Origin of the sequence: Streptomyces sp. NBC_00353 (assembly GCF_036108815.1) — a bacterium.
In the GTDB taxonomy this organism is placed as follows: domain Bacteria; phylum Actinomycetota; class Actinomycetes; order Streptomycetales; family Streptomycetaceae; genus Streptomyces.
The window spans coordinates 6,733,774-6,754,771 of record NZ_CP107985.1 but is presented as its reverse complement, the minus strand read 5'-3'; the positions used below and the strand labels follow the sequence as shown (position 1 = coordinate 6,754,771).

17 protein-coding genes are annotated in these 20,998 nt (G+C 71.1%); 5 read left to right on the top strand and 12 right to left on the bottom strand.

What is annotated here, in order from left to right:
• Positions 1 to 67: 67 nt before the first annotated feature.
• The gene (gene dnaJ, locus OHA88_RS30375; protein ID WP_030921089.1) at positions 68 to 1,204 is read right to left on the bottom strand and encodes a molecular chaperone DnaJ; all 1,137 of its coding nucleotides are present in this window, start codon (positions 1,202 to 1,204) and stop codon (positions 68 to 70) included.
• On the bottom strand, positions 1,205 to 2,221 hold the full coding sequence (gene hrcA, locus OHA88_RS30370) for a heat-inducible transcriptional repressor HrcA (protein ID WP_267008107.1): 1,017 nt from the start codon (positions 2,219 to 2,221) through the stop codon (positions 1,205 to 1,207).
• A gap of 191 nt (positions 2,222 to 2,412) precedes the next feature.
• On the opposite strand from hrcA, the gene OHA88_RS30365 reads away from it, so the two are divergent.
• Positions 2,413 to 3,135: an MBL fold metallo-hydrolase gene (locus OHA88_RS30365; protein ID WP_328627853.1), complete on the top strand. Its 723-nt coding sequence runs from the start codon at positions 2,413 to 2,415 to the stop codon at positions 3,133 to 3,135.
• Between the two features lie 25 nt (positions 3,136 to 3,160).
• Positions 3,161 to 3,979 (top strand): DUF3097 domain-containing protein, encoded by an 819-nt coding sequence (locus OHA88_RS30360; RefSeq protein ID WP_328627852.1) that lies wholly within the window; start codon positions 3,161 to 3,163, stop codon positions 3,977 to 3,979.
• Here the strand turns inward: OHA88_RS30360 and OHA88_RS30355 are convergent.
• The 5 genes from OHA88_RS30355 to lepA form a co-directional block, all read right to left on the bottom strand.
• Entirely contained in the window at positions 3,967 to 5,220 is a 1,254-nt protein-coding gene (locus OHA88_RS30355) for a hypothetical protein (RefSeq protein WP_328627851.1), read from the bottom strand. The genes OHA88_RS30360 and OHA88_RS30355 overlap by 13 nt on opposite strands.
• Before the next feature lie 26 nt (positions 5,221 to 5,246).
• On the bottom strand, positions 5,247 to 6,488 hold the full coding sequence (gene hemW, locus OHA88_RS30350) for a radical SAM family heme chaperone HemW (RefSeq protein ID WP_328627850.1): 1,242 nt from the start codon (positions 6,486 to 6,488) through the stop codon (positions 5,247 to 5,249).
• 33 nt (positions 6,489 to 6,521) lie between these two features.
• Entirely contained in the window at positions 6,522 to 8,495 is a 1,974-nt protein-coding gene (locus OHA88_RS30345) for an ATP-binding SpoIIE family protein phosphatase (RefSeq protein ID WP_328627849.1), read from the bottom strand.
• A gap of 202 nt (positions 8,496 to 8,697) precedes the next feature.
• On the bottom strand, positions 8,698 to 10,587 hold the full coding sequence (locus tag OHA88_RS30340; protein ID WP_328627848.1) for an AMP-dependent synthetase/ligase: 1,890 nt from the start codon (positions 10,585 to 10,587) through the stop codon (positions 8,698 to 8,700).
• 315 nt (positions 10,588 to 10,902) lie between these two features.
• The gene (lepA, locus tag OHA88_RS30335) at positions 10,903 to 12,777 is read right to left on the bottom strand and encodes a translation elongation factor 4 (protein ID WP_267005245.1); all 1,875 of its coding nucleotides are present in this window, start codon (positions 12,775 to 12,777) and stop codon (positions 10,903 to 10,905) included.
• A 215-nt stretch (positions 12,778 to 12,992) separates the two neighbouring features.
• On the opposite strand from lepA, the gene rpsT reads away from it, so the two are divergent.
• Positions 12,993 to 13,259: a 30S ribosomal protein S20 gene (gene rpsT / locus OHA88_RS30330; RefSeq protein WP_326603674.1), complete on the top strand. Its 267-nt coding sequence runs from the start codon at positions 12,993 to 12,995 to the stop codon at positions 13,257 to 13,259.
• 223 nt (positions 13,260 to 13,482) lie between these two features.
• On the opposite strand, the gene holA is transcribed toward rpsT, so the two are convergent.
• Entirely contained in the window at positions 13,483 to 14,469 is a 987-nt protein-coding gene (gene holA / locus OHA88_RS30325; RefSeq protein WP_328627847.1) for a DNA polymerase III subunit delta, read from the bottom strand.
• An 84-nt stretch (positions 14,470 to 14,553) separates the two neighbouring features.
• Between holA and OHA88_RS30320 the strand changes: the two genes are divergently transcribed.
• Positions 14,554 to 14,799: a hypothetical protein gene (locus OHA88_RS30320; RefSeq protein WP_267005243.1), complete on the top strand. Its 246-nt coding sequence runs from the start codon at positions 14,554 to 14,556 to the stop codon at positions 14,797 to 14,799.
• A gap of 28 nt (positions 14,800 to 14,827) precedes the next feature.
• Here OHA88_RS30320 and OHA88_RS30315 read toward each other — a convergent pair whose 3' ends face one another.
• On the bottom strand, positions 14,828 to 15,712 hold the full coding sequence (locus OHA88_RS30315; RefSeq protein ID WP_326814346.1) for a YceI family protein: 885 nt from the start codon (positions 15,710 to 15,712) through the stop codon (positions 14,828 to 14,830).
• A 184-nt stretch (positions 15,713 to 15,896) separates the two neighbouring features.
• Entirely contained in the window at positions 15,897 to 16,724 is an 828-nt protein-coding gene (locus OHA88_RS30310; protein WP_328627846.1) for an arylamine N-acetyltransferase family protein, read from the bottom strand.
• A gap of 101 nt (positions 16,725 to 16,825) precedes the next feature.
• Here OHA88_RS30310 and OHA88_RS30305 point away from each other — a divergent pair, with 101 nt between their 5' ends.
• Complete coding sequence (locus OHA88_RS30305; protein WP_328627845.1) at positions 16,826 to 17,281, top strand: pyridoxamine 5'-phosphate oxidase family protein; 456 nt, start codon at positions 16,826 to 16,828, stop codon at positions 17,279 to 17,281.
• Positions 17,282 to 17,307: 26 nt separating this feature from the next.
• Here the strand turns inward: OHA88_RS30305 and OHA88_RS30300 are convergent, their stop codons facing one another.
• Positions 17,308 to 19,899, bottom strand: a complete 2,592-nt coding sequence (locus OHA88_RS30300; RefSeq protein ID WP_328627844.1) for a ComEC/Rec2 family competence protein — start codon at positions 19,897 to 19,899, stop codon at positions 17,308 to 17,310.
• Complete coding sequence (locus OHA88_RS44700) at positions 19,896 to 20,597, bottom strand: helix-hairpin-helix domain-containing protein (RefSeq protein ID WP_443044307.1); 702 nt, start codon at positions 20,595 to 20,597, stop codon at positions 19,896 to 19,898. Before OHA88_RS44700 ends, OHA88_RS30300 begins: the two co-directional genes overlap by 4 nt.
• Positions 20,598 to 20,998 lie beyond the last annotated feature (401 nt).

Here is a 20,998-nt window from a genome sequence, read left to right as displayed (position 1 = left end):
GCACCGCCCGCCGGTCCAGAACCGGCGGGCGGTGCGCTACAGAGGGCGGTGACGCGACGGACGGCCCTCAGCGGCCGTTGAACGCGTCCTTGAGCCGGGAGAACAACCCCTGCTGCCCCGGCTGGAACTGACCGGTGGGCCGCTCCTCGCCGCGCAGCTTCGCCAGTTCACGCAGCAGTCGCTCCTGCTCCGGGTCCAGCTTCGACGGGGTCATCACCTCGACATGCACGATCAGATCGCCGCGCCCGCCACCACGCAGGTGGGTGATGCCGCGGCCGTGCAACGGGACCGACTGACCGGACTGGGTGCCCGGCCGGATGTCGACCTCCTCCAGGCCGTCGAGCGTCTCCAACGGCACCTTGGTGCCGAGCGCGCCCGCCGTCATGGGGATCGTGACAGTGCAGTGCAGATCGTCGCCGCGGCGCTGGAACACCGCGTGCGGCAGCTCGTGGATCTCGACATACAGGTCACCGGCCGGGCCGCCGCCGGGGCCGACCTCGCCCTCGCCCGCGAGCTGGATGCGGGTGCCGTTGTCGACACCGGCGGGGATCTTCACGGTGAGCGTGCGCCGCGAACGGATGCGGCCGTCACCGGCGCACTCCGGGCACGGGGTCGGCACGACCGTACCGAAGCCCTGGCACTGCGGGCAGGGCCGCGAGGTCATGACCTGGCCGAGGAACGACCGGGTGACCTGGGAGACCTCACCGCGGCCGCGGCACATGTCACAGGTCTGTGCGGAGGTGCCGGGGGCCGCGCCCTCGCCACTGCAGGTCGTACAGACCACGGCCGTGTCGACCTGGATGTCCTTGGTGGTGCCGAACGCGGCCTCGCCGAGATCGATCTCCAGCCGGATCATCGCGTCCTGGCCGCGCCGGGTGCGCGAACGGGGTCCGCGCTGCGACGCCGTACCGAAGAACGCGTCCATGATGTCGGAGAAGTTGCCGAAGCCACCCTGTCCGAATCCGCCCGCGCCACCGCCGCCGGAGGCGGACAGCGGGTCGCCGCCGAGGTCGTAGACCTGCTTCTTCTGCGGGTCCGACAACACCTCGTAGGCGGCGTTGATCTCCTTGAACCGCTCCTGGGTCTTCGGATCGGGGTTGACATCCGGATGCAGCTCGCGTGCGAGCCGCCGGAAGGCCTTCTTGATCTCGTCCTGAGATGCGTCGCGGCGCACGCCGAGTACGGCGTAGTAGTCCGTGGCCACTTACGACTCCGCCAGGATCTGTCCGACGTAACGTGCCACTGCGCGTACCGCTCCCATCGTTCCGGGGTAGTCCATGCGGGTCGGTCCGACCACGCCGAGTTTGGCGACTGCCTCGTCGCCCGAACCGTAGCCGACCGCGACGACGGACGTGGAGTTGAGCCCCTCGTGGGCGTTCTCGTGCCCGATACGTACGGTCATGCCCGAGTCCTTGGCCTCGCCGAGCAGCTTCAGCAGCACGACCTGCTCCTCCAATGCCTCCAGCACCGGCCGGATCATCAGAGGGAAGTCGTGCCCGAAGCGGGTGAGGTTGGAGGTGCCGCCGATCATCAGCCGCTCCTCCGTCTCCTCGACGAGGGTTTCGAGCAGGATCGAGAGCACGGTGGACACGGTTCCCCGGTCCTCGCTCTCGAAGGATTCCGGCAGATCCTGCACCAGCTGCGGGACGTCCGAGAAACGGCGTCCTACGACCCGACTGTTGAGCCGGGCCCGCAGATCGGCAAGAGAGGTCTCACCGAACGGCGCGGGGCAGTCGATCATGCGCTGCTCGACCCGGCCGGTGTCCGTGATCAGCACGAGCATCAGCCGGGCGGGCGCCAGCGACAGCAGCTCCACATGCCGCACCGTCGACCGGGTCAGCGAGGGGTACTGCACGACGGCAACCTGCCGCGTCAGCTGCGCGAGCAGCCGTACGGTGCGGCCCACGACGTCGTCGAGGTCGACCGCGCCGTCGAGGAAGTTCTGAATGGCCCTGCGCTCCGGCGACGACAGGGGCTTGACCCCCGCGAGCTTGTCGACGAAGAGCCGGTAGCCCTTGTCCGTCGGGATGCGTCCCGCGCTGGTGTGGGGCTGGGCGATGAAGCCCTCGTCCTCCAGCACTGCCATGTCGTTGCGGACCGTGGCCGGGGAGACCCCCAGCTTGTGCCGCTCGGTGAGCGCCTTGGAACCGACGGGCTCCTCGGTGCCGACATAGTCCTGGACGATGGCGCGCAGCACTTCGAGTCTGCGTTCGCTGAGCATGGCGCACACCTCCAGCTGTGTCACTCGGTGGATCCCGGTCGTTTCGGTCGTTCCTCGAAGAGCCCTGGCACTCGATGCGTACGAGTGCCAGTAATCCCCCGCCAGTGTACGGCGGTCGGGTAGGGCCCTAGCAAGGGCGACCGGCCACGCTACCCCGAGACTGCGCAGGTCGTTGCCGATAGCGTCGCCGCATGGACGCCTCTTGGGAAGAGTTCGGCTGGGAGCGACTCGGCAACGGTGTGGGCCGGCGGCGGCTCCCCGGGTGGGATGCGACAGTCGCACTGGTGGTCGGAGCGGACGGGGTGCTGCTCTTCGACACCGGATCGACGCTGCGCGAAGGCGCGGAGGTCCGGGCCCAGGTGCAGGCACTGACCGGCCGGAGGGTGACGCATATCGCACTCAGCCACCCCCACTTCGACCATGTGCTCGGCGCCGCGGCCTTCTCCGGGGCCGAGGTGTACGGGGCGGTCGGAGTGACGGATCTCCTGGCCCGCGGAGCGGACGAGCTGCGCGCCGACGCGGTGCGCCACGGGGTGCCCGAGGAGGACGCGGCGCAGGCGGCCGACGTGCTGGTGGCGCCGCACCACCAGGTGTGCGACGAGTGGACCCTCGACCTGGGCGGTGGCCGCCAGGTGCTGCTGGCGAACGTGGGCCCCGGCCACAGCGGCCACGATCTCGCGGCCCTGGTGCCCGGTTCCCCCGCCGTCGTGCTCTGCGGCGACCTGGTCGAGGAGTCCGGCGAACCGCAGGCGGGCCCGGACGCGATCCCGTCGCGCTGGCCGGCCGCGCTGGACCGGCTGCTGGCGCTGGGCGGCGAGGATGCGGTGTATGTGCCGGGGCACGGTGCGCTCGTGGACGCCTCGTTCCTACGTGCGCAACGTGACCAACTGTCCACTGCATTCGGCGTGTCGTGACCCGTTCCCGTCCTATCGTCGTCCGATGCGCAGCTACCACCCGGACCTGACCCCACCGTGGAAGAAGTCCGCCCCCGCCCCCGAGGTCCCCGCCGAGCCCGATCTGGTCGTGGAGGAGGTCTCCAGCGGCTTCTGCGGTGCGGTGATCCGCTGCGAGAAGACGGCCCAGGGCCCGACGGTGACCTTGGAGGACCGTTTCGGCAAGCACCGGGTGTTCCCGATGGAACCGCGCGGCTTCCTGCTGGAGGGCCGGGTCATCACCCTCGTACGCCCGTCGGCGCCCGGTCCCGTACGCCCCGCCCGCACGGCCTCCGGCTCGCTCGCGGTCCCCGGGGCGCGGGCGCGGGTGGCACGGGCGGGCCGGATCTATGTCGAGGGCCGGCACGACGCGGAGCTGGTCGAACGGGTCTGGGGCGACGACCTGCGCATCGAGGGCGTGGTCGTCGAGTACCTGGAGGGCATCGACGACCTCCCGGCCGTCGTCCGCGACTTCGCCCCCGGCCCGGACGCGCGACTGGGCGTCCTGGTGGACCACCTGGTCCCCGGCTCCAAGGAGTCGAGGATCGCGAGCGAGGTCACGGACGCGAACGTGCTGGTGGTGGGCCACCCCTACATCGACGTCTGGGAGGCGGTGAAACCGTCGTCGGTCGGCATCGCGAGCTGGCCGGTGGTGCCGCGCGGCCAGGACTGGAAGACGGGCGTGTGCCGGTCACTGGGCTGGCCGGAGAACACGGGGGCGGCGTGGCAGCACATCCTGTCCACGGTCCGCTCGTACCGGGACCTGGAGCCGGCGCTGCTGGGCCGGGTGGAGGAGCTGATCGACTTCGTGACTCAGCCGGCCTGAGCGGCACGCAGGCGCTGCCTGTGCCCCTTCCGGTCAGGGCTTCCCACGTAGTTGTCGGCCATGCGCCCGCCGGTGAACCACAGCTCGGGTGCCCAGCGCCGGCAGCCTGCCGCTACGGCGTACTGCCCGGAGGCGGGAAACACGGAGATGCGGTAGCGCAACCGTGGCAGGCCCGGCTGCTGGGGTTCGGCGTCACGGACGAACTGCCACAGCACCGGGGCGTCCCGGTCCACCTCGCCCTTGGGGCAGAGTTCGAGCGTGTGGTCGTGCGCGGAGTAGTGGATGCCCACGGCGGCGAGCGACGACCACGGCACCGTCGCCCCGATCCCCTTCTGAGTCCAGTGGACTCCGGTGGCGTCCATGGTGATGCGCTGATTCCACTTCGTCCGCATGTTCCGCACACCGATCGCATCCAGCCAGCCGACATACAACGCGATCACCGCCGCGATCACATACCGGACGACGGCGACCACTCCGTGCCCGTGCCCTGGAACAAGTCCCCACACGGCGAGTGCGCCGAGGACGGTCAGGATCGGCAGGACGAGGAATCCGCGCCGGGCGCGGCGCCTGCCTTCGTGGACGACGACCGTCTCGCCGATCTCGGGCGGCTGGAGAGCGGCCTCCTGCGCGGCGGCCGTCCGCTCCCGGTGACCCACGCGGTCCGGTGCGCCCATATACGAATCGGGTTGCTCCTGGCGACCGAACCACAGCTCCGGCGCCCACTGTTGCAGCGCCTTCCCGTACGCCACGGAGAAGTTCCCCACGTCGATGCGGTACCGCAGCCGGGGCAGGTCCGGGTGGAGCGGGGCGGCGTCCCGGACGTAGCTCCACAGCAGCGGGTCGTCACGGTCGATCTCGCCCTTGGGGCACAGCTCGACCGTGTGCACCACGGTCTTGCCGGGCCGTGCCCAGTAGATCCCGACACCGGCCAGTGAGTCCCAGCGGATGAGCGCGGCCTGCTTGCCCTCGATCCACCAGAAGCCGACGGCGTCGAACGCGGTCACCGCGCGGCGCTTGCGCCAACGGGAGACGAGGACGCCTCCGCACACGGCGCTGAACAGCAGGCACAAAACCACAGGGAGCCACTGCCAACCGCTGCCGGCGGACCGCGTGGTGAGCGTCACGTACAAAATGAACGGACCGAACAGCACCACGAACAGAAGGGGCAGCGCCCACAACAGCCGCCGCAACCCGTACCGCAGCACGGTGGCATCCGCGGCCGGCTGTATGTCAATGATCATGACGCGGCACTGTAATTCTTCCGCGGTCAGTCCACCAGGTCCCTGACCACCGCATCCGCAAGCAGCCGACCCCGCAGAGTCAGCACGGCCCGCCCCTTCGCATAGGGCGCCGCCTCCAGCAACCCGTCCGCCACCGCGCGCCCCGCCGCGGCCAGCCCGGCCGGAGCCAGCAGCGACAGCGGACAGCCGTCGACCAGCCGCAGCTCCAGCAGGATCCGTTCGACGCGACGGTCCTCCTCGGAGAGCACCTCGCGTCCCGCGCCCGGGGACCGCCCTTCCGCCAGGGCCTGCGCGTACGCACCGGGATGCTTGACGTTCCACCACCGCACCCCGCCCACATGGCTGTGCGCGCCCGGGCCGGCCCCCCACCAGTCGGCGCCCCGCCAGTACAGCTCGTTGTGCAGGCACCGCCCCTCCGGCGTCCGGGCCCAGTTCGACACCTCGTACCAGGAGAAGCCCGCCGCGGCCATCGCCTCGTCGGCGATCAGATAGCGGTCGGCGTGGACGTCGTCGTCCGTCATCGGCACCTCGCCTCGCCGGATCCGCCGCGCCAGCTGCGTCCCCTCCTCGACGATCAGCGCGTAGGCGGACACGTGGTCCGGCCCCGCCCCGATCGCCGCGTCCAGCGAGGCCCGCCAGTCGTCGTCGGACTCCCCGGGGGTGCCGTAGATCAGGTCGAGGTTGACGTGCTCGAAGCCCGCGGCCCTCGCCTCCGCCACGCAGGCCTCGGGCCGCCCGGGCGTATGCGTACGGTCGAGGATCTTCAGCACGTGCTGCCGCGCACTCTGCATCCCGAACGAGATCCGGTTGAAGCCGCCTTCCCGCAGCTCCGACAGATAAGCCGGATCGACGGACTCCGGATTGGCCTCGGTCGTGATCTCCGCGTCGTCGGCGAGCCCGAACTCGTCCCGGATCGCCGCCAGCATCCGTACGAGATCGCCGGCGGCCAGCAACGTGGGCGTGCCGCCGCCGACGAACACCGTACGGACCGGCCGCGGGTCGTCGCCGAGCACCTTGCGGGCCTGCCGGACCTCGCCGATCAGGTGGGCGGCGTAGTTGTCACGGGAGGCCAGCGCACCGCCGGAGCCGCGCAGCTCGGTCGCGGTGTACGTGTTGAAGTCGCAGTAGCCGCAGCGGGTCGCGCAGTACGGCACATGCAGGTAGAAGCCGAGCGGGCGGTCGGCGGCGCCTTCCAGGGCATGGCGGGGCAGGGCCCCGTCGTCGGGCACGGGTTCACCATCGGGCAGTACGGAAGGCATACCGTCCATTGTCACTCGCCGCCGACCGTTCCCGGCCCACGCTCACTGGGCCTGCAGCACGACCAGCGCCAGATCGTCGTCCGGCGGCCGCTCGGCGAACTCGTGCACGGCCCGTTTGATCCGGTCCGCGATCCCTTCCGCGGTCAGCCCGGCGCAGCCGGCCAGTGCCCGGGCCAGACCGTCCCCGTCGTCGAACATCAGCGGCCCGGAGCGCCGCTCCGTCACGCCGTCCGTGACACACAGCAGGCTGTCGCCCGGCGCCAGGTCGAAGCTCTGGCTCTCGTACGCGACGTCCTCGACGACCCCGAGCAGCACCTGCGGCTCGGCGGCGGGCCGCACGGTGCCGTCCGGGCGCAGCAGCAGCGGCAGCGGATGGCCCGCGCTGGCCAGCGTGCAGCGCACACCGCCGCCGGGCAGCGGCACCATCTCCCCGTACAGCAGGGAGAGGAACCGGGGCTGCCCGCCGTCCGCCAGCTGCTGACCGTCCTCCCGCAGACGCTGGCCGCCCTCCTGCAGGTGCTGCCCGCCCGCCGCAGCGACCATGAGGGCGGCGGCCTCGGCGGTCTCCATCGCGTCGTCGAGGAGCAGCCGGTTGAGCCGGTCCAGCACCTCGCCGACGCGGAAGCCCTCCCGGGCCAGCAGCCGCAGCCAGGGCCGGGCGAGACCGGTGACGACGGCGGCCTCGGGACCGCTGCCCTGCACATCGCCGAGGATGAAGCACCAGCGGTCGCCGGGACACGCGAAGATGTCGTAGAAGTCACCACCGACGACGCCGTCGTCGCTGGGCTCGTACACCAGCGAGCTGGTGACTCCGGGGATGTCGGCGACCTTGCTGGGCAGCAGTCCGCGTTGCAGGATGCGGCTGATGGTGGCCTGCCGGGTGTAGGCGCGGGCGGCGCCGACGGCGAGGCCGACACGGCGTACGAAGTCCTCGATCAGCGCGGTCACCCCGTCAGGGACGCGGGCGATGCCCTCCCGCCCCAGGAGCACGGCTCCGAGCGTGCGGCCGCCGGCGGTTATCCGATAGGCGAGCGCGGCCCCCGCACGGCCGCTGGAGCGCTCGCCGGCGCCCGGGCCGGTCCCGTCCTCGTCGGCCCCGGGCCACGGCATGGAGACCGGCCCGGTGCCCACCCGCTCCGGCAGCCGGATCGGGTCCTGCTCCAACACGCTGCGCAGCTGCCCGGTCTCGGCCTCGTCACGGTGCCAGACGCTCGCGAGCCGGGGGACGGCCGCGGGCCCGCCGTTCTCCGGCTCCAGCCAGATCGCGCACCAGTCGGCGAGTCTCGGCACCAGTAACTGCCCGGCGAGCGCCGCCACGATGTCCTCGTCGAGCTGACCGGCGAGCAGGTCGGAGGCCTCGGCGAGGAACGAGAGCGCACCGCGGCCCGCCCAGTCCGCGTCGTCGCGCAGAGCGCGCCGGGCAGTGGGGGCGAGCAGTTCGGCGGTGCGCAGCCCGCTCCGGAGTTCCGGCTCGGCGGCCGGCTCGGGCAACGCGGTCCAGTCGTCGACGGGCAGCCGGGCCCAGACGGTCTTCAGGCCGGTGCGGTACGTGATGCCCCAGCGCTCGGCGAGTGCGGCGACGACCTGCAGCCCGCGCCCGCCCTCGGCCGGGTCATCCGGGTCCGCTGCGGGCACCGGGCCGGGGCGTTCGCTGCGTACGGAACGGGCGGGGTGGTGGTCGGCGACCTCCAGCACCAGAGCTGCGGCCTCGTCCTCGGCCGCCTCCTCCAGCCGGAAGAGCAGGTCGACGGTGGTCCCGGCGTGCACGACGGCGTTGGTGACGAGCTCATCGGCGACGGTCACCGCGTCGTCGGCCAGCCGGTCGCTGAAGCCCACGGCCGCGGGCAGCCCGAGCCCGGTCCACTCGGCGAGGGCGGCCCGGACGAACCGGCGCGCGGCGGCCGGCGCGAGGAGATTCCCCGGCAGGCTCGTCCGGGCGACCGGCTGCGCGTCCTCCCGCCCGACGTGGGTACCGGGACGCTGAACGGTGTCCCGCTGCAAGGGAATGGGCCCCATGGCGCCGCTCCTGACCTGTTCTCGCACGGCCTGTTTCGCGCCGTGTGCCGCTGACGACACGGACAGAGTGACAGACCGATCCTCCCCAGAAGCACCGAGTTACCGAAGTGGGAGGAGAAGACGCAGGAACCACGATCAGGAACGGGACCTGGAACAGCAGTGCGGACGGGGCAGTCCGCCCCGCCCGCACCATGGGCCGTGCCTAGGCCTCGCGGGCGCCCACGTACATCTCGTCGATGAGGCCCTTGTACTCGCGCTCGACGACCGGCCGCTTGAGCTTGAGGCTCGGCGTCAGCTCGCCGTGCTCGACATCGAGGTCGCGCGGCAGCAGCCGGAACTGCTTGATGGTCTGCCAGCGCTGCAGCCCCCCGTTGAGCCGCTTCACATAGCCGTCGATGAGCTCCACGGCCTTCGGGGACGCCACCACTTCGGCGTACGGCCTGCCTTCCAGGCCGTTCTCGGCGGCCCAGCCGAGGATGGTCGGCTCGTCGAGGGCGATCAGGGCGGTGCAGTAGTTACGGTCCGCGCCGTGCACCAGGATGTTGGAGACGAACGGGCACACCGCCTTGAACTGTCCCTCGACCTCCGCCGGAGCGACGTACTTGCCGCCCGACGTCTTGATCAGGTCCTTCTTGCGGTCGGTGATCCGCAGGTAGCCGTCCACGGACAGCTCGCCGATGTCACCGCTGTGCAGCCAGCCGTCGGCCTCCAGCACCTCGGTGGTCTTCTCCGGCTGCCGGTGGTAACCCTGCATGATGCCGGGGCCGCGCAGCATGATCTCGCCGTCGTCGGCGATCCGTACCTCGGTGCCGGGGAGCGGCTTGCCGACCGTGCCGGTGCGGTAGGCCTCACCCGGGTTGACGAAGGAGGCGGCGCTGGACTCGGTGAGTCCGTAGCCCTCCAGGATGTGGATGCCGGCACCTGCGAAGAAGTAGCCGATGTCGGGGGCGAGCGCCGCGGAGCCGGAGACACAGGCGCGGAGCCGGCCGCCGAAGGCCTCACGGATCTTGGCGAACACCAGGGCGTCGGCGACCTTGTGCTTGGCGCCGAGGCCGAACGGGACCGAGGCCGTGCCGGTGCGCCGGAAGTTGTCCTGGGACACCTTCGCGTACTCGCGGGCGACCCCGGCCGCCCACTGGAAGATCTTGTACTTGGCTCCGCCACCGGCCCGCGCCTTGGACGCGACCCCGTTGTAGACCTTCTCGAAGATGCGGGGCACTGCGGCCATGTACGTCGGCTGGACCACCGGCAGATTCTCGATGATCTTGTCGATCCGGCCGTCGACGGCGGTGACATGGCCGACCTCGATCTGGCCCGAGGTGAGGACCTTGCCGAAGACGTGCGCGAGCGGCAGCCAGAGGTACTGGACGTCGTCCTTGGTGATCAGGCCGGTCGCCACGGTGGCCTTGGCCATGTACGACCAGTTGTCGTGCGGCAGCCGTACGCCCTTGGGGCGGCCTGTGGTGCCCGAGGTGTAGATCAGGGTGGCCAGCTGCTCGGCGGTGATCGCGTCGACCCGCTCCTTCACCGCTCCCGGGTTCTTCGCCAGGAGTTCGGCGCCGCGGGCCTCCAGATCGGCCAGCGAGAGCACCCAGCCCTCGGGGTCGGCCGCGTCGGGCTCGACGCCGTCCGGGTCGATGACGACGACGTGGGTGAGGTTCGGCAGGTCGGCGCGGCGCTCGCGGGCCTTGGCCAGCTGACCGGCGTCCTCGGCGATCAGCACCCGGCTCTCGGAGTCGGCGAGGATGAACGACGATTCCTCGGCGTTGGTCGACGGGTAGATCGTGGTGGTCGCGGCGCCGGCGCACATCACGCCGAGGTCGGCCAGGATCCACTCGACGCGGGTGGCGGAGGAGAGCGCGACCCGCTCCTCCGGCTCCACCCCCAGACCGATGAGCCCTGCGGCGATCGCGTACACGCGCTCCGCGGCCTGTGCCCAGCTCAGCGACTTCCATTCGTCGGCCCCCTGTCCGGTGGCCGAGGGAACCGGGTAGCGGTAGGCCTCCCCGTCCGGAGTGGCCGCGACGCGGTCGCTGAAGAGGGTCGCCACGGAGGGCGGTCGGTTATCGATCAGGGTCTGTGTGTCGCTCACGACATCCTCCGGGCCTGCGGCAGTGCTTCACGACCGGTTGTTTGGTTGCTGCGTGCTGCTGCTTGTTCCTGCTTACGTGCGTCCGTCTGCGTGCTGATCCTGCGTACCTGATTCCGCTTGTTTAACTCGCGAGTAACTACGAGCCGTGATCAGGGTAGAGCGCGCGGGTCCGCCGCGTAAGAGGCAATCGGACGCCGCTTCATAACAAACGGACCCCCACGCCGCAGGGTGCTGCGACGCAAGGGTCCGTTGGGGCTACCACCGAGTAGGGGCAGCCTGGCTCAAGCCGGGACAGAAGCGGAAATCCGCCGGGAACTACTTCTTGCCCTTGCTCTCCCCGCCCGACTCGTCGGTGGACAGCACGGCGATGAAGGCCTCCTGCGGCACCTCCACATTGCCGACCATCTTCATCCGCTTCTTGCCTTCCTTCTGCTTCTCCAGCAGCTTCCGCTTACGGGAGATGTCACCGCCGTAGCACTTGGCGAGAACGTCCTTGCGGATGGCGCGGACGGTCTCACGGGCGATGACCCGGGAGCCGATGGCCGCCTGGATCGGCACCTCGAAGTTCTGCCGCGGGATGAGCTCACGCAGCTTGGCGACGAGCCGCACGCCGTACGCGTAGGCCTTGTCCTTGTGCGTGACCGCGGAGAACGCGTCGACCTTGTCGCCGTGCAACAGGATGTCGACCTTGACGAGCTGGGCGGACTGCTCGCCGGTGGGCTCGTAGTCGAGCGAGGCGTAGCCGCGGGTCTTGGACTTCAGCTGGTCGAAGAAGTCGAAGACGATCTCGGCGAGCGGCAGGGTGTAGCGGATCTCGACCCGGTCCTCGGAGAGGTAGTCCATGCCGAGCAGGGTGCCGCGCCGGTTCTGGCAGAGCTCCATGATCGCGCCGATGAACTCGCTGGGGGCGAGGACAGTGGCACGTACGACCGGCTCGTGCACCTTGTCGATCTTGCCCTCGGGGAACTCGCTCGGGTTGGTGACGATGTGCTCGCTGCCGTCCTCCATCTCGACGCGGTAGACCACGTTGGGGGCGGTGGCGATGAGCTCCAGACCGAACTCGCGCTCCAGCCGCTCGCGGATCACGTCGAGGTGCAGCAGCCCGAGGAAGCCGACACGGAAGCCGAAGCCGAGGGCCGCGGAGGTCTCCGGCTCGTACACCAGGGCGGCGTCGTTGAGCTGGAGCTTGTCGAGGGCCTCGCGCAGGTCCGGGTAGTCGGAGCCGTCCAGCGGATACAGACCCGAGAACACCATCGGCTTGGGGTCCTTGTAACCGCCCAGCGCCTCGGTCGCACCCTTGCTCAGGGAGGTGATCGTGTCACCGACCTTGGACTGCCGGACGTCCTTCACCCCGGTGATGATGTAGCCCACTTCGCCCACACCGATGCCGTCGGCCGGGGTCATCTCCGGGGAGGAGACACCGATCTCCAGCAGTTCATGGGTGGCGCCGGTGGACATCATCTTGATGCGCTCGCGCTTGTTGAGCTGACCGTCGACGACACGGACGTACGTGACGACGCCGCGGTACGAGTCGTAGACCGAGTCGAAGATCATCGCGCGGGCCGGGGCATCGGCCTTGCCGATCGGCGCCGGGACATCCCTGACCACGCGGTTCAGCAGTGCGTCCACGCCGACGCCGGTCTTCGCCGAGACCTTGAGGACGTCCTCGGGCTGGCAGCCGATGAGGTTGGCCAGCTCCTCGGAGAACTTCTCGGGCTGCGCGGCCGGCAGGTCGATCTTGTTGAGCACCGGAACGATGGTGAGGTCGTTCTCCATCGCCAGGTACAGGTTGGCCAGCGTCTGGGCCTCGATGCCCTGCGCGGCGTCGACCAGCAGGACCGTGCCCTCGCAGGCGGCGAGCGAGCGGGAGACCTCGTACGTGAAGTCCACGTGGCCCGGGGTGTCGATCATGTTGAGGACGTGGGTGCTGCCCTCGCCCTCGCCCGTGGTGGGCGCCCACGGCAGACGGACCGCCTGGGACTTGATGGTGATGCCGCGCTCGCGCTCGATGTCCATCCGGTCGAGGTACTGAGCGCGCATCTGCCGCTGGTCGACCACGCCCGTCAGCTGGAGCATCCGGTCGGCAAGGGTCGACTTGCCGTGGTCGATGTGAGCGATGATGCAGAAGTTGCGGATCAGCGCCGGGTCGGTACGGCTCGGCTCGGGCACGTTGGTAGGAGTCGCGGGCACGCAGGGTCCTGATTCTTGAGACGCCGAACGCCGTGTCTCGGGTCGATGTCGGGTCGGTCGGATCGATACGTAGCTTCCATCGTCCCACGGCTGCGGCGCAGAGACCGGTTTGGGCCGGTCGGAGCGCGGCTGGTACCGTTGACAGCTGTGCCTCGTGGCTCCTACGAGCGGCGGGGCGCACATCGAAGATCCAACGAACCTGAAAAGGCTCTTTCGTGGCGAACATCAAGTCCCAGATCAAGCGGAACAAGACGAACGAGAAGGCGCGCCTGCGCAACAAGGCCGTCAAGTCCTCGCTCAAGACCGCGATCCGCAAGGCCCGTGAGGCTGCCGCAGCGGGCGACGTCGAGAAGGCCACCACGGCCGTTCGCGACGCTTCGCGCGCGCTCGACAAGGCTGTCTCGAAGGGCGTCATCCACAAGAACGCCGCCGCCAACAAGAAGTCGGCGCTGTCCTCCAAGGTTGCCGCCCTCCAGGGCTGAGCTTTCTGATGTAACTGCCGGAACGGACCAGCGGGCCCTCTCTCCCGTCCCTGCCCGGCCCCCGCGCCGCACACCGAACCTGCGTTCGCCACGCGGGTGCGGCGCACCAAGCTGAAACCGAGGCCCCGGCCCGCCACCCTCCCCAGGGCGGCGAACCGGGGCCTTCGGCATACCCGCTCAAGCCCAGCCGGTCACGACCGGCACCCACCTCGCCGTGCCACGGTCACCGGCCGCTCCGCGCCGCCCGCGCAACAGCAACGACGGCCTTCTCCAGGGCGTACTCGGGGTCGTCCCCACCGCCCTTCACCCCCGCATCCGCATCCGCGACGGCCCGCAGCGCCACCGCCACCCCGTCCGGCGTCCACCCCCGCATCTGCTGCCGCACCCGGTCGATCTTCCACGGCGGCATCCCCAGCTCACGCGCAAGATCCGCAGGACGCCCCCCGCGTGCCGAGGACAGCTTGCCGATGGCTCGTACGCCCTGCGCGAGCGCACTGGTGATCAGTACGGGCGCCACCCCGGTCGACAGCGACCAGCGCAACGCCTCCAGCGCCTCCGCCGCCCGTCCCTCCACCGCCCGGTCGGCAACGGTGAAGCTGGACGCCTCCGCACGGCCGGTGTAGTAGCGCCCGACCACCGCCTCGTCGATCGTGCCCTCGACATCCGCGACCAGCTGCGACACCGCACTCGCCAGCTCGCGCAGATCGCTGCCGATGGAGTCGACGAGCGCCTGGCAGGCCTCGGGGCTCGCGGAACGCCCCAGCGCCCGGAACTCCGACCGTACGAACGAGAGCCGCTCGGCGGGCTTGGTCGTCTTCGGGCAGGCAACCTCCCGCGCACCAGCCTTGCGCGCCGCGTCCAGCAGCGCCTTGCCCTTGGCGCCGCCCGCATGGAGCAGCACGAGCGTGATCTCCTCGACCGGCGCACCGAGGTACGCCTTGACGTCCTTCACCGTGTCGGCGGAGAGATCCTGCGCATTGCGCACGATCACCACCTTGCGCTCGGCGAAGAGCGAAGGGCTCGTCAGCTCGGCAAGAGTGCCCGGCTGGACCTGGTCGGGGGTGAGGTCGCGGACGTCCGTGTCGGCGTCGGACGCACGGGCCGCCGCCACCACCTGCTGCACCGCACGGTCGAGGAGGAGGTCCTCCTGGCCCACGGCGAGCGTGAGGGGGGCGAGCGGGTCGTCGGTGGAATTCCTTCTGGTGGCCATCGCCGTCCAGCATCCCACGCCCCACTGACAGCCCGGCTCGGACAGCCTGTCCCCGCATACGTCGCCGTACCGGAGAATGGGCAGGTGAGCGATGTGAGACATGTGCTGGTCCTGCCCGACCGCGACACGGCGGAGGAGGTGGCCGGAGAGCTCGCCGACCGTTTCGGTGTCGCCGAGGAGCCCCAGCTCGTACGCGACGCGCTGGCCGGCGAGGACGACGCCGAGGACGCCCAGTGGCTGGTGGTCGTCGAGGACCCGGCCGGCCGGCTGGACTCCGCGACGCTCGACGCGTTCGCCGCGGAGTACGAGGGATGGCTGGAAGCGCCCTGACGGCGCCCGGCCGCAGGCCACCCCGGAGTCAGCTCTTGGGGACGATCTGGATGTCCATGTCGATGGCGATGCTGGGACCGACGACGGCGATACCGCGGGCCAGCATCGTCTGCCAGGTCAGCGTGAAGTCCTCACGGTGCAGCTCCGTGGTGGCCCGGCACGCCGCCCGGGTCTCCCCCTCAAGACCGTTGCCCAGGCCGAGGTACTGGGTGTCCAGCGTCACCGTACGGCTGACGCCGTGCAGGGTCAGCGCGCCGCTGACGCCCCAGCGGCTGCCGCCCCGGTGAACGAAACGGTCGCTGTAGAACTCGAGCGTCGGGTAGCGCCCGACGTCGAGGAAGTCGCTGGAGCGCAGGTGGTCGTCGCGCATCTGCACGTTCGTGTCGATCGACGCGGCATCGATGATGACGTGCATGGCGGAGTCCTCCATGCGGTCGGCGATCCGTACCGCACCGGCGAACGTGTTGAACCGGCCGTGGATACGGGCCAGCCCGATGTGACGGGCGGTGAACCCGATCTGCGAGTGGTTCGGCTCGATCTCCCAGTCACCGGGGGCGGGCAACTGCGGGGGCGCGGAGACCTGAAGCATCACGTCGCCGAGGCCCGCGTGGCCACTCTCGCTGACGGTGGCCGAACCATGGAACGGCGTGAAGCCCTCCGCCGTGACAGCCAGCCGGTACTCGCCCGCCGGGACGGTGGCGAGGACGTTCCCGTACGGGTCCGTCTCGCCGCCGACGACCTTGCGGCCCGCGCTGTCCGTGACCACGAACTCGGCCTGCTGAACAGCCACGTTGACCGGATCGAGCACACGACAGCTCAGCACCCCCGCAGTGCGCGGCACCGCGAGTCCGGCGAGCGGGCTGCTGCCCGCCGCGTGCGTCGCCTTCTTGCTTCCCAGCCAACGGCCGAACATCTTCAGTACCCCCGGGGGAGATTCACCATGGGGCCTGACGGCTGGACGTCGTTGTCGGAGCAGCGGCCCGCCGACGAGCATGCATTCGATCACCCTTGAGGTGTTCGAGGCAAACGGAGGGTCTGGACAGGGCTTGGGTGGAGGTGTTACCGAAGGTCCGAATTGAACGTTCCGCTTGTGTGCGTCAACCGTTCGGTCCGTGAATGCCCGACGTGCGAACTGTGGGCAGCCGGTCGAGCCGCAGCCCGAAGTGCTCACGGTAGGCGGCGAGCACCTCGGCGTCGGTGGCCAGCGGAACTTCATGTCGCTCGCCACCCACCGTCGTGATGAGGGTGCGCCCGCTGAGGGTGACCCTGCCCACGCCGGTGAGCCGGGAGCAGACCAGTGACTTGGTGAAGTTCGAATCGGGCGAGGTGCGGTGGTACCAGGCGCCGGCGCGGAAGTCCGCGAGAGCCCGCGGCCGCAGATCGAGGCGGTACTGGGGCACTCCCTCACGCAGCACATCGAGATCCCCGGCACCGTCCGTGGCGTCGGGCGTCTCCCGGATCCGGTACGTACCCCGCGGGTCCTCCTGGTCCGTACGGTCGTCGAGCACGAGCGGAAAGTGGGCGTGGTCGCCGAAGCCGACATCGGCGAGCCAGGGTCCGGTGCCGTCGTCGGTCTCGACGCGCAGCGCGAGATGGTCGTACGGAATCCCGAGTCGTCCGCCGTCCCCGTAGACGCGGCCCTGGAGCAGGGTGACGCCGAAGCCGAGGGCCCTCAGCAGGGCCGCGAAGGCGCCGCCCAGTTCGTAGCAGAAGCCGCCCCGCCGGGCGCCCACCACCTTGTCGAGGAGCGCCTTCTCCTCCAGCACGATGTCTTCGCCGAGATGGATCGACAGATTCTCGAAGGGCACGGCCGTGAGGTGCCGCACCTGCAGATCGCGCAGGGCAGCCGCGTCGGGGCGCGCGGGACGGACGGCGCCGATGCGGTCCAGGTAGGCGTCGACGGTCTGCGGCGATTGCGGGTCCATGGCCACAGTCTGTCCCGGTGCGCCGCCCCGCGCCATGATCCGGTGGTCCTAGGACCGCCGACCCAGGTGCGCGATCGCGCACACTCGCCAGCGTACGGAGCATGACGAATGCGGAGCCGGCGCGCAGCCGGGAACAGCGCAGGCAGGATGTGCTCAACCGCTTGGAGAAGGACAACGACGCCTGGGTGGCGACCGCTTCGGCGGATGGTGTGCCGACACTGGTGCCGCTGTCGTTCGTGTGGGACCGGGGGACGCTCCTGATGGCCACTCGGCGCACCGATCCGACCGCGCGCAATGTGACTCCGACCGGACAGGCCAGGATCAGCCTGGGCCACACCCGCGATGTGGTGCTCATCGACGCGACCGCCGAGGTCGTGGAGGGCGCGGAACTCTCCGCGGAATCGGGCGACGCCTTCGCGACGAAACTCGACTGGGACCTGTGTGGCCGCACGCCCTGGGTGTACCTCCGCTTCACGCCGTACGCGGTCAGGGCCTGGCGGGAGGAGAACGAACTGACCGGGCGCGAGTTGATGACTGACGGCACGTGGCTGAGCTGAGGCGGTTGCGATCGGCCGGGCAGGAGTCATGAGCGTCCGACCGCCCGCAGCCCCGGCCCGGAACCTGTCACCGCGATCGCGCCGTCCAGGTCCGTGCGCAGCACCACCGCTCCCCCGGCCCTGAGCGCCTCGACGGTACGGGCCGCCGGGTGCCCGTACGGGTTGTCCTTGCCCACGCTCACCAGCGCGAGTCGAGGGTGAGCACTGCGCAGCAACGCGGGGTCCTGGTGGGCGGAACCGTGATGGGCGACCTTGAGGACGTCCACCCGCGGCAGCGCCGGGTACTGGCGCAACAGCCCCTGCTGGGCCGGTGGTTCGAGATCTCCGAGGAGCAGCAGGGTCAGTCCGCCGGTCCGGACGAACAGCGTGACACTGGCGTCGTTGGGCTCCTCCGGTTCGGGGACTGCCGTGACACCGCCGACGGGCCACAGGACGCGCCAGTCGAGCGGACCGATGCGGCGCCGCTCCCCCGGCGCCGCCCGCATCACAGGGACCCGTGCGGCGGCAGCCGTTCTGCGTACGAACGCGGCCTGGTCCGGCGGTTCGTCCAGGCTTGTCGTCTGGATCGCGCCCACCGCTCTGCCCCGCAACACGCCGGGCAGGCCCCGGACATGATCCGCGTGGAAGTGCGTGAGCAGCAGCAGTGGCACCCGGGTGACACCCAGGTCGTGCAGACATCGGTCGGCGAGCCGTGGATCGGGCCCGGTGTCGATGACCACGCCGTCGCCGGCCCCCGCCGCCAACACCACGGCGTCCCCCTGGCCCACGTCGCACATCGCGAACACCCAGTCCGGCGGCGGCCATCCCGTCAGCACCCGGGTCAGCGGCACCGGACGCAGCACAGCGAGGATCAGCAGCAGTGCCGCGGCCGAACACACCCACGGGTGGCGCGCGATACGGCGGGCGGACAGCACCGCGAGCGCCGTGAGGGCGGCAAGCAGCAGCGCTCCCTGCCAGCCGTCGGGCCAGCCGACCTCCGCCCCTGGGAGGGCCGCTCCGGTGCGGGCCACGGAGGCGATCCACCCGGCCGGCCACCCCGCGATCCTGGCGAGCAGCTGGGCCACCGGTATGGCCACCGGCGCCAGGGCGAGCGCGGCAAACCCGAGGACGGTGGCGGGCGCCACCGCGAACTCGGCCAGCAGATTGCACGGAATCGCCACCAGGCTGACCCGCGAGGCGAGCACCACGACGACCGGCGCGCACACCGCCTGCGCCGCGGCAGCGGCACCCAGCGCCTCCGCGAGCCGGGACGGCACCCGGCGCCGCCGCAGCGCGGCACTCCATAGCGGCGCGACGGTGAGCAGTGCCCCGGTGGCCAGGACGGAGAGCACGAAGCCATAACTACGGGCCAGCCATGGGTCGTACAGCACAAGAAGCAGAACGGCGGCCGCCAGTGCCGGAATCAGCGATCGGCGGCGCCCCGTGCCGATGGCCAGCAGCGTGATCAGCCCGCAGACCGCGGCCCGCAGCACACTCGGCTCCGGCCGGCAGACGAGGACGAAGGCGAGAGTGAGTGCCCCGCCGAGCAGCGCGGTGATCCGCAGCGACAGACCCAACCGAGGTGCCAGACCGCGGCGTTCGACCCGAAGCGCGGTGCCGGGTGGCCCGATGAGCAGCACGAGCAGAATCGCCAGATTGGCGCCGGAGACCGCCATCAGGTGCGTGAGATCGGCTGCTCGGAACACATCGTGGAGTTCGGGGGTGACCCGCGAGGTGTCACCGACGACCAGCCCCGGCAAGAGCGCACGCGCATCGGGCTCCAGCCCCTCGGTCGCCGTGCGCAGCCCGGCGCGCAGACCACCCGCCGCGCGCTGGAGAAGGGTGGGAGGCCCGGTGACGCGGGGCGGGCCGTTGCCGTCCGGCCGCAGTACGGCGGCGTTGCGCTCCCCGCTGTGCAGAGGCGGCGAGAGGCGGCCGCTCAGGCGCAGCCGTGTGGACGGCAGCAGCCGCTGCCACTGCGCCGCCGAATGGTCGGGTGACACGATCACCAGCACCGGGACCCGGAGCCGGGTGACGGCGCCGTCGGGCGCCGTCAGCCGGGTGATCTCGGCGTCCAGGAGCAGGGCGACCGGGCTGCTGTGGTCACCGCGGACCTGGGTCCGGGTCTGCCGTGCGTCGGACGTCACGGTCACCTCCGCCTCGACCTGCGCGAAGCGCTGCGCGAGGCCATGAACCGGCTCCTGCCGCAGGTACGCGCTGTGCAGCCCGGCAGCCGTCGCCCCGGCAGCCGCGCACAGCAGAGCGGCGGCGGCCGCGGTGGCCTGCAGTCGCCGCCGCTTCCGTACGGCGCTCTCCCCGCCGTCCCGAGCGTCTCCCTCGCCGGCCGGCCGGGCGCACGTGGCCCGGGCCGCCGATGCCCGCGACACGCCCAGGAGCACCAGGCCGGCGACGAGACAGACCACTGTCCCCACAGCCGTCCAGCGCCCCGGCGCCCCCACGGCGAGGGCCGCGGCTGCCCAGGTCGCCAGGGCAGGCGGGACGAGCCGCAGATCGACCGGACCCTCCTGTTGCGGGTCGGAGACACCCAGCCGTCGGCCCGACACCGTATGGACGTCCTGATGCGTGCCCGGTTGGACGTCCGGACGGCCTTCCGGTCGCAGGTCCTCAGGGCGGCTCATGGCCGCACCAGCGGTTGGAGGTCGGCGAACCGGCGGTCGCCGATCCCATTGACCTCACGGAGCTCACCGACGGACCGGAAGCCGCCGTGCTGCGTGCGGTAGTCGACGATGTGCTGGGCGAGAACGGGGCCGACACCGGGCAGGGTGTCCAGCTGTTCCACCGTCGCGCTGTTGAGGCTGACCGGACCGGTCGTGGGGCCGCCACCGGCGCCCGCCGCAGCCCCTCCTGCGGCAGCTCCTCCTGTGGCGCCGAAGGCCTGCGGCCCAGGTGGCGCGCCCACCACGACCTGCTCCCCGTCCATGAGCACCCGCGCCCGGTTGAGCCCGGTGAGATCCACGCCGCTCCGGACTCCGCCCGCCGCCCGCAGCGCGTCGGCGACCCGCGCACCGGACGGTAAGGGGTAGATGCCCGGCCGGCGCACCTTGCCGCTCACATCGACGACGATCCCTCCACCCGGTCCTCCGGTGGGCGGCGGTCCGGGTGACGGATCGGGGGTGCGGGCCCGCTCCACGCCCCCGTCCATGCGTGGGTCCGATGCCGGGGCCTGCGCGCCCTCGCTGACCGGATCGGGGGCACGGACGGACTGCGGGCGTGCGGACCAGAAGTGGACGGCGGCGAAGACCGCGGCGGCGACCAGGACGACGGCCAGCGCGGCGAGGGTTCTCGGCTCCAGACCGCACCTGAGCTGCAACCACATCGGGAGCCGCTCCCGCACCGCCGGAAACAGCCGCTCCCACCGCCCTGGCGCGATCGGAGCCGTCGGCACCGCCCGCGCGTTCTCCTCTGCCGGAGTCGGCTGTGGTACCGGAGGCGGCGCAAGGCCCACCACCGGCCGGGCGACGCGCCCCCCGTACGCACCGGTCATGAGTGCGTCCGCGCGATGCCGCGAAGCCGCCGCGACCCCGGCGGCACGCCCACGCGCCAACCGTCGTCGCCCGGGTGCGGGTCCGTGTCCAGGTCCGGAGCCGGACCCAGGACCGTGTCCGGCGCCGACGCCCTGACCCGCACCGGACCCGCGTCGGGCGCGCACGTCCGACGCCGCGGCGCGGCCGGGTCCACTTCCACTGCTTGCACGGTGTGCTCGATGTGCACGATCTG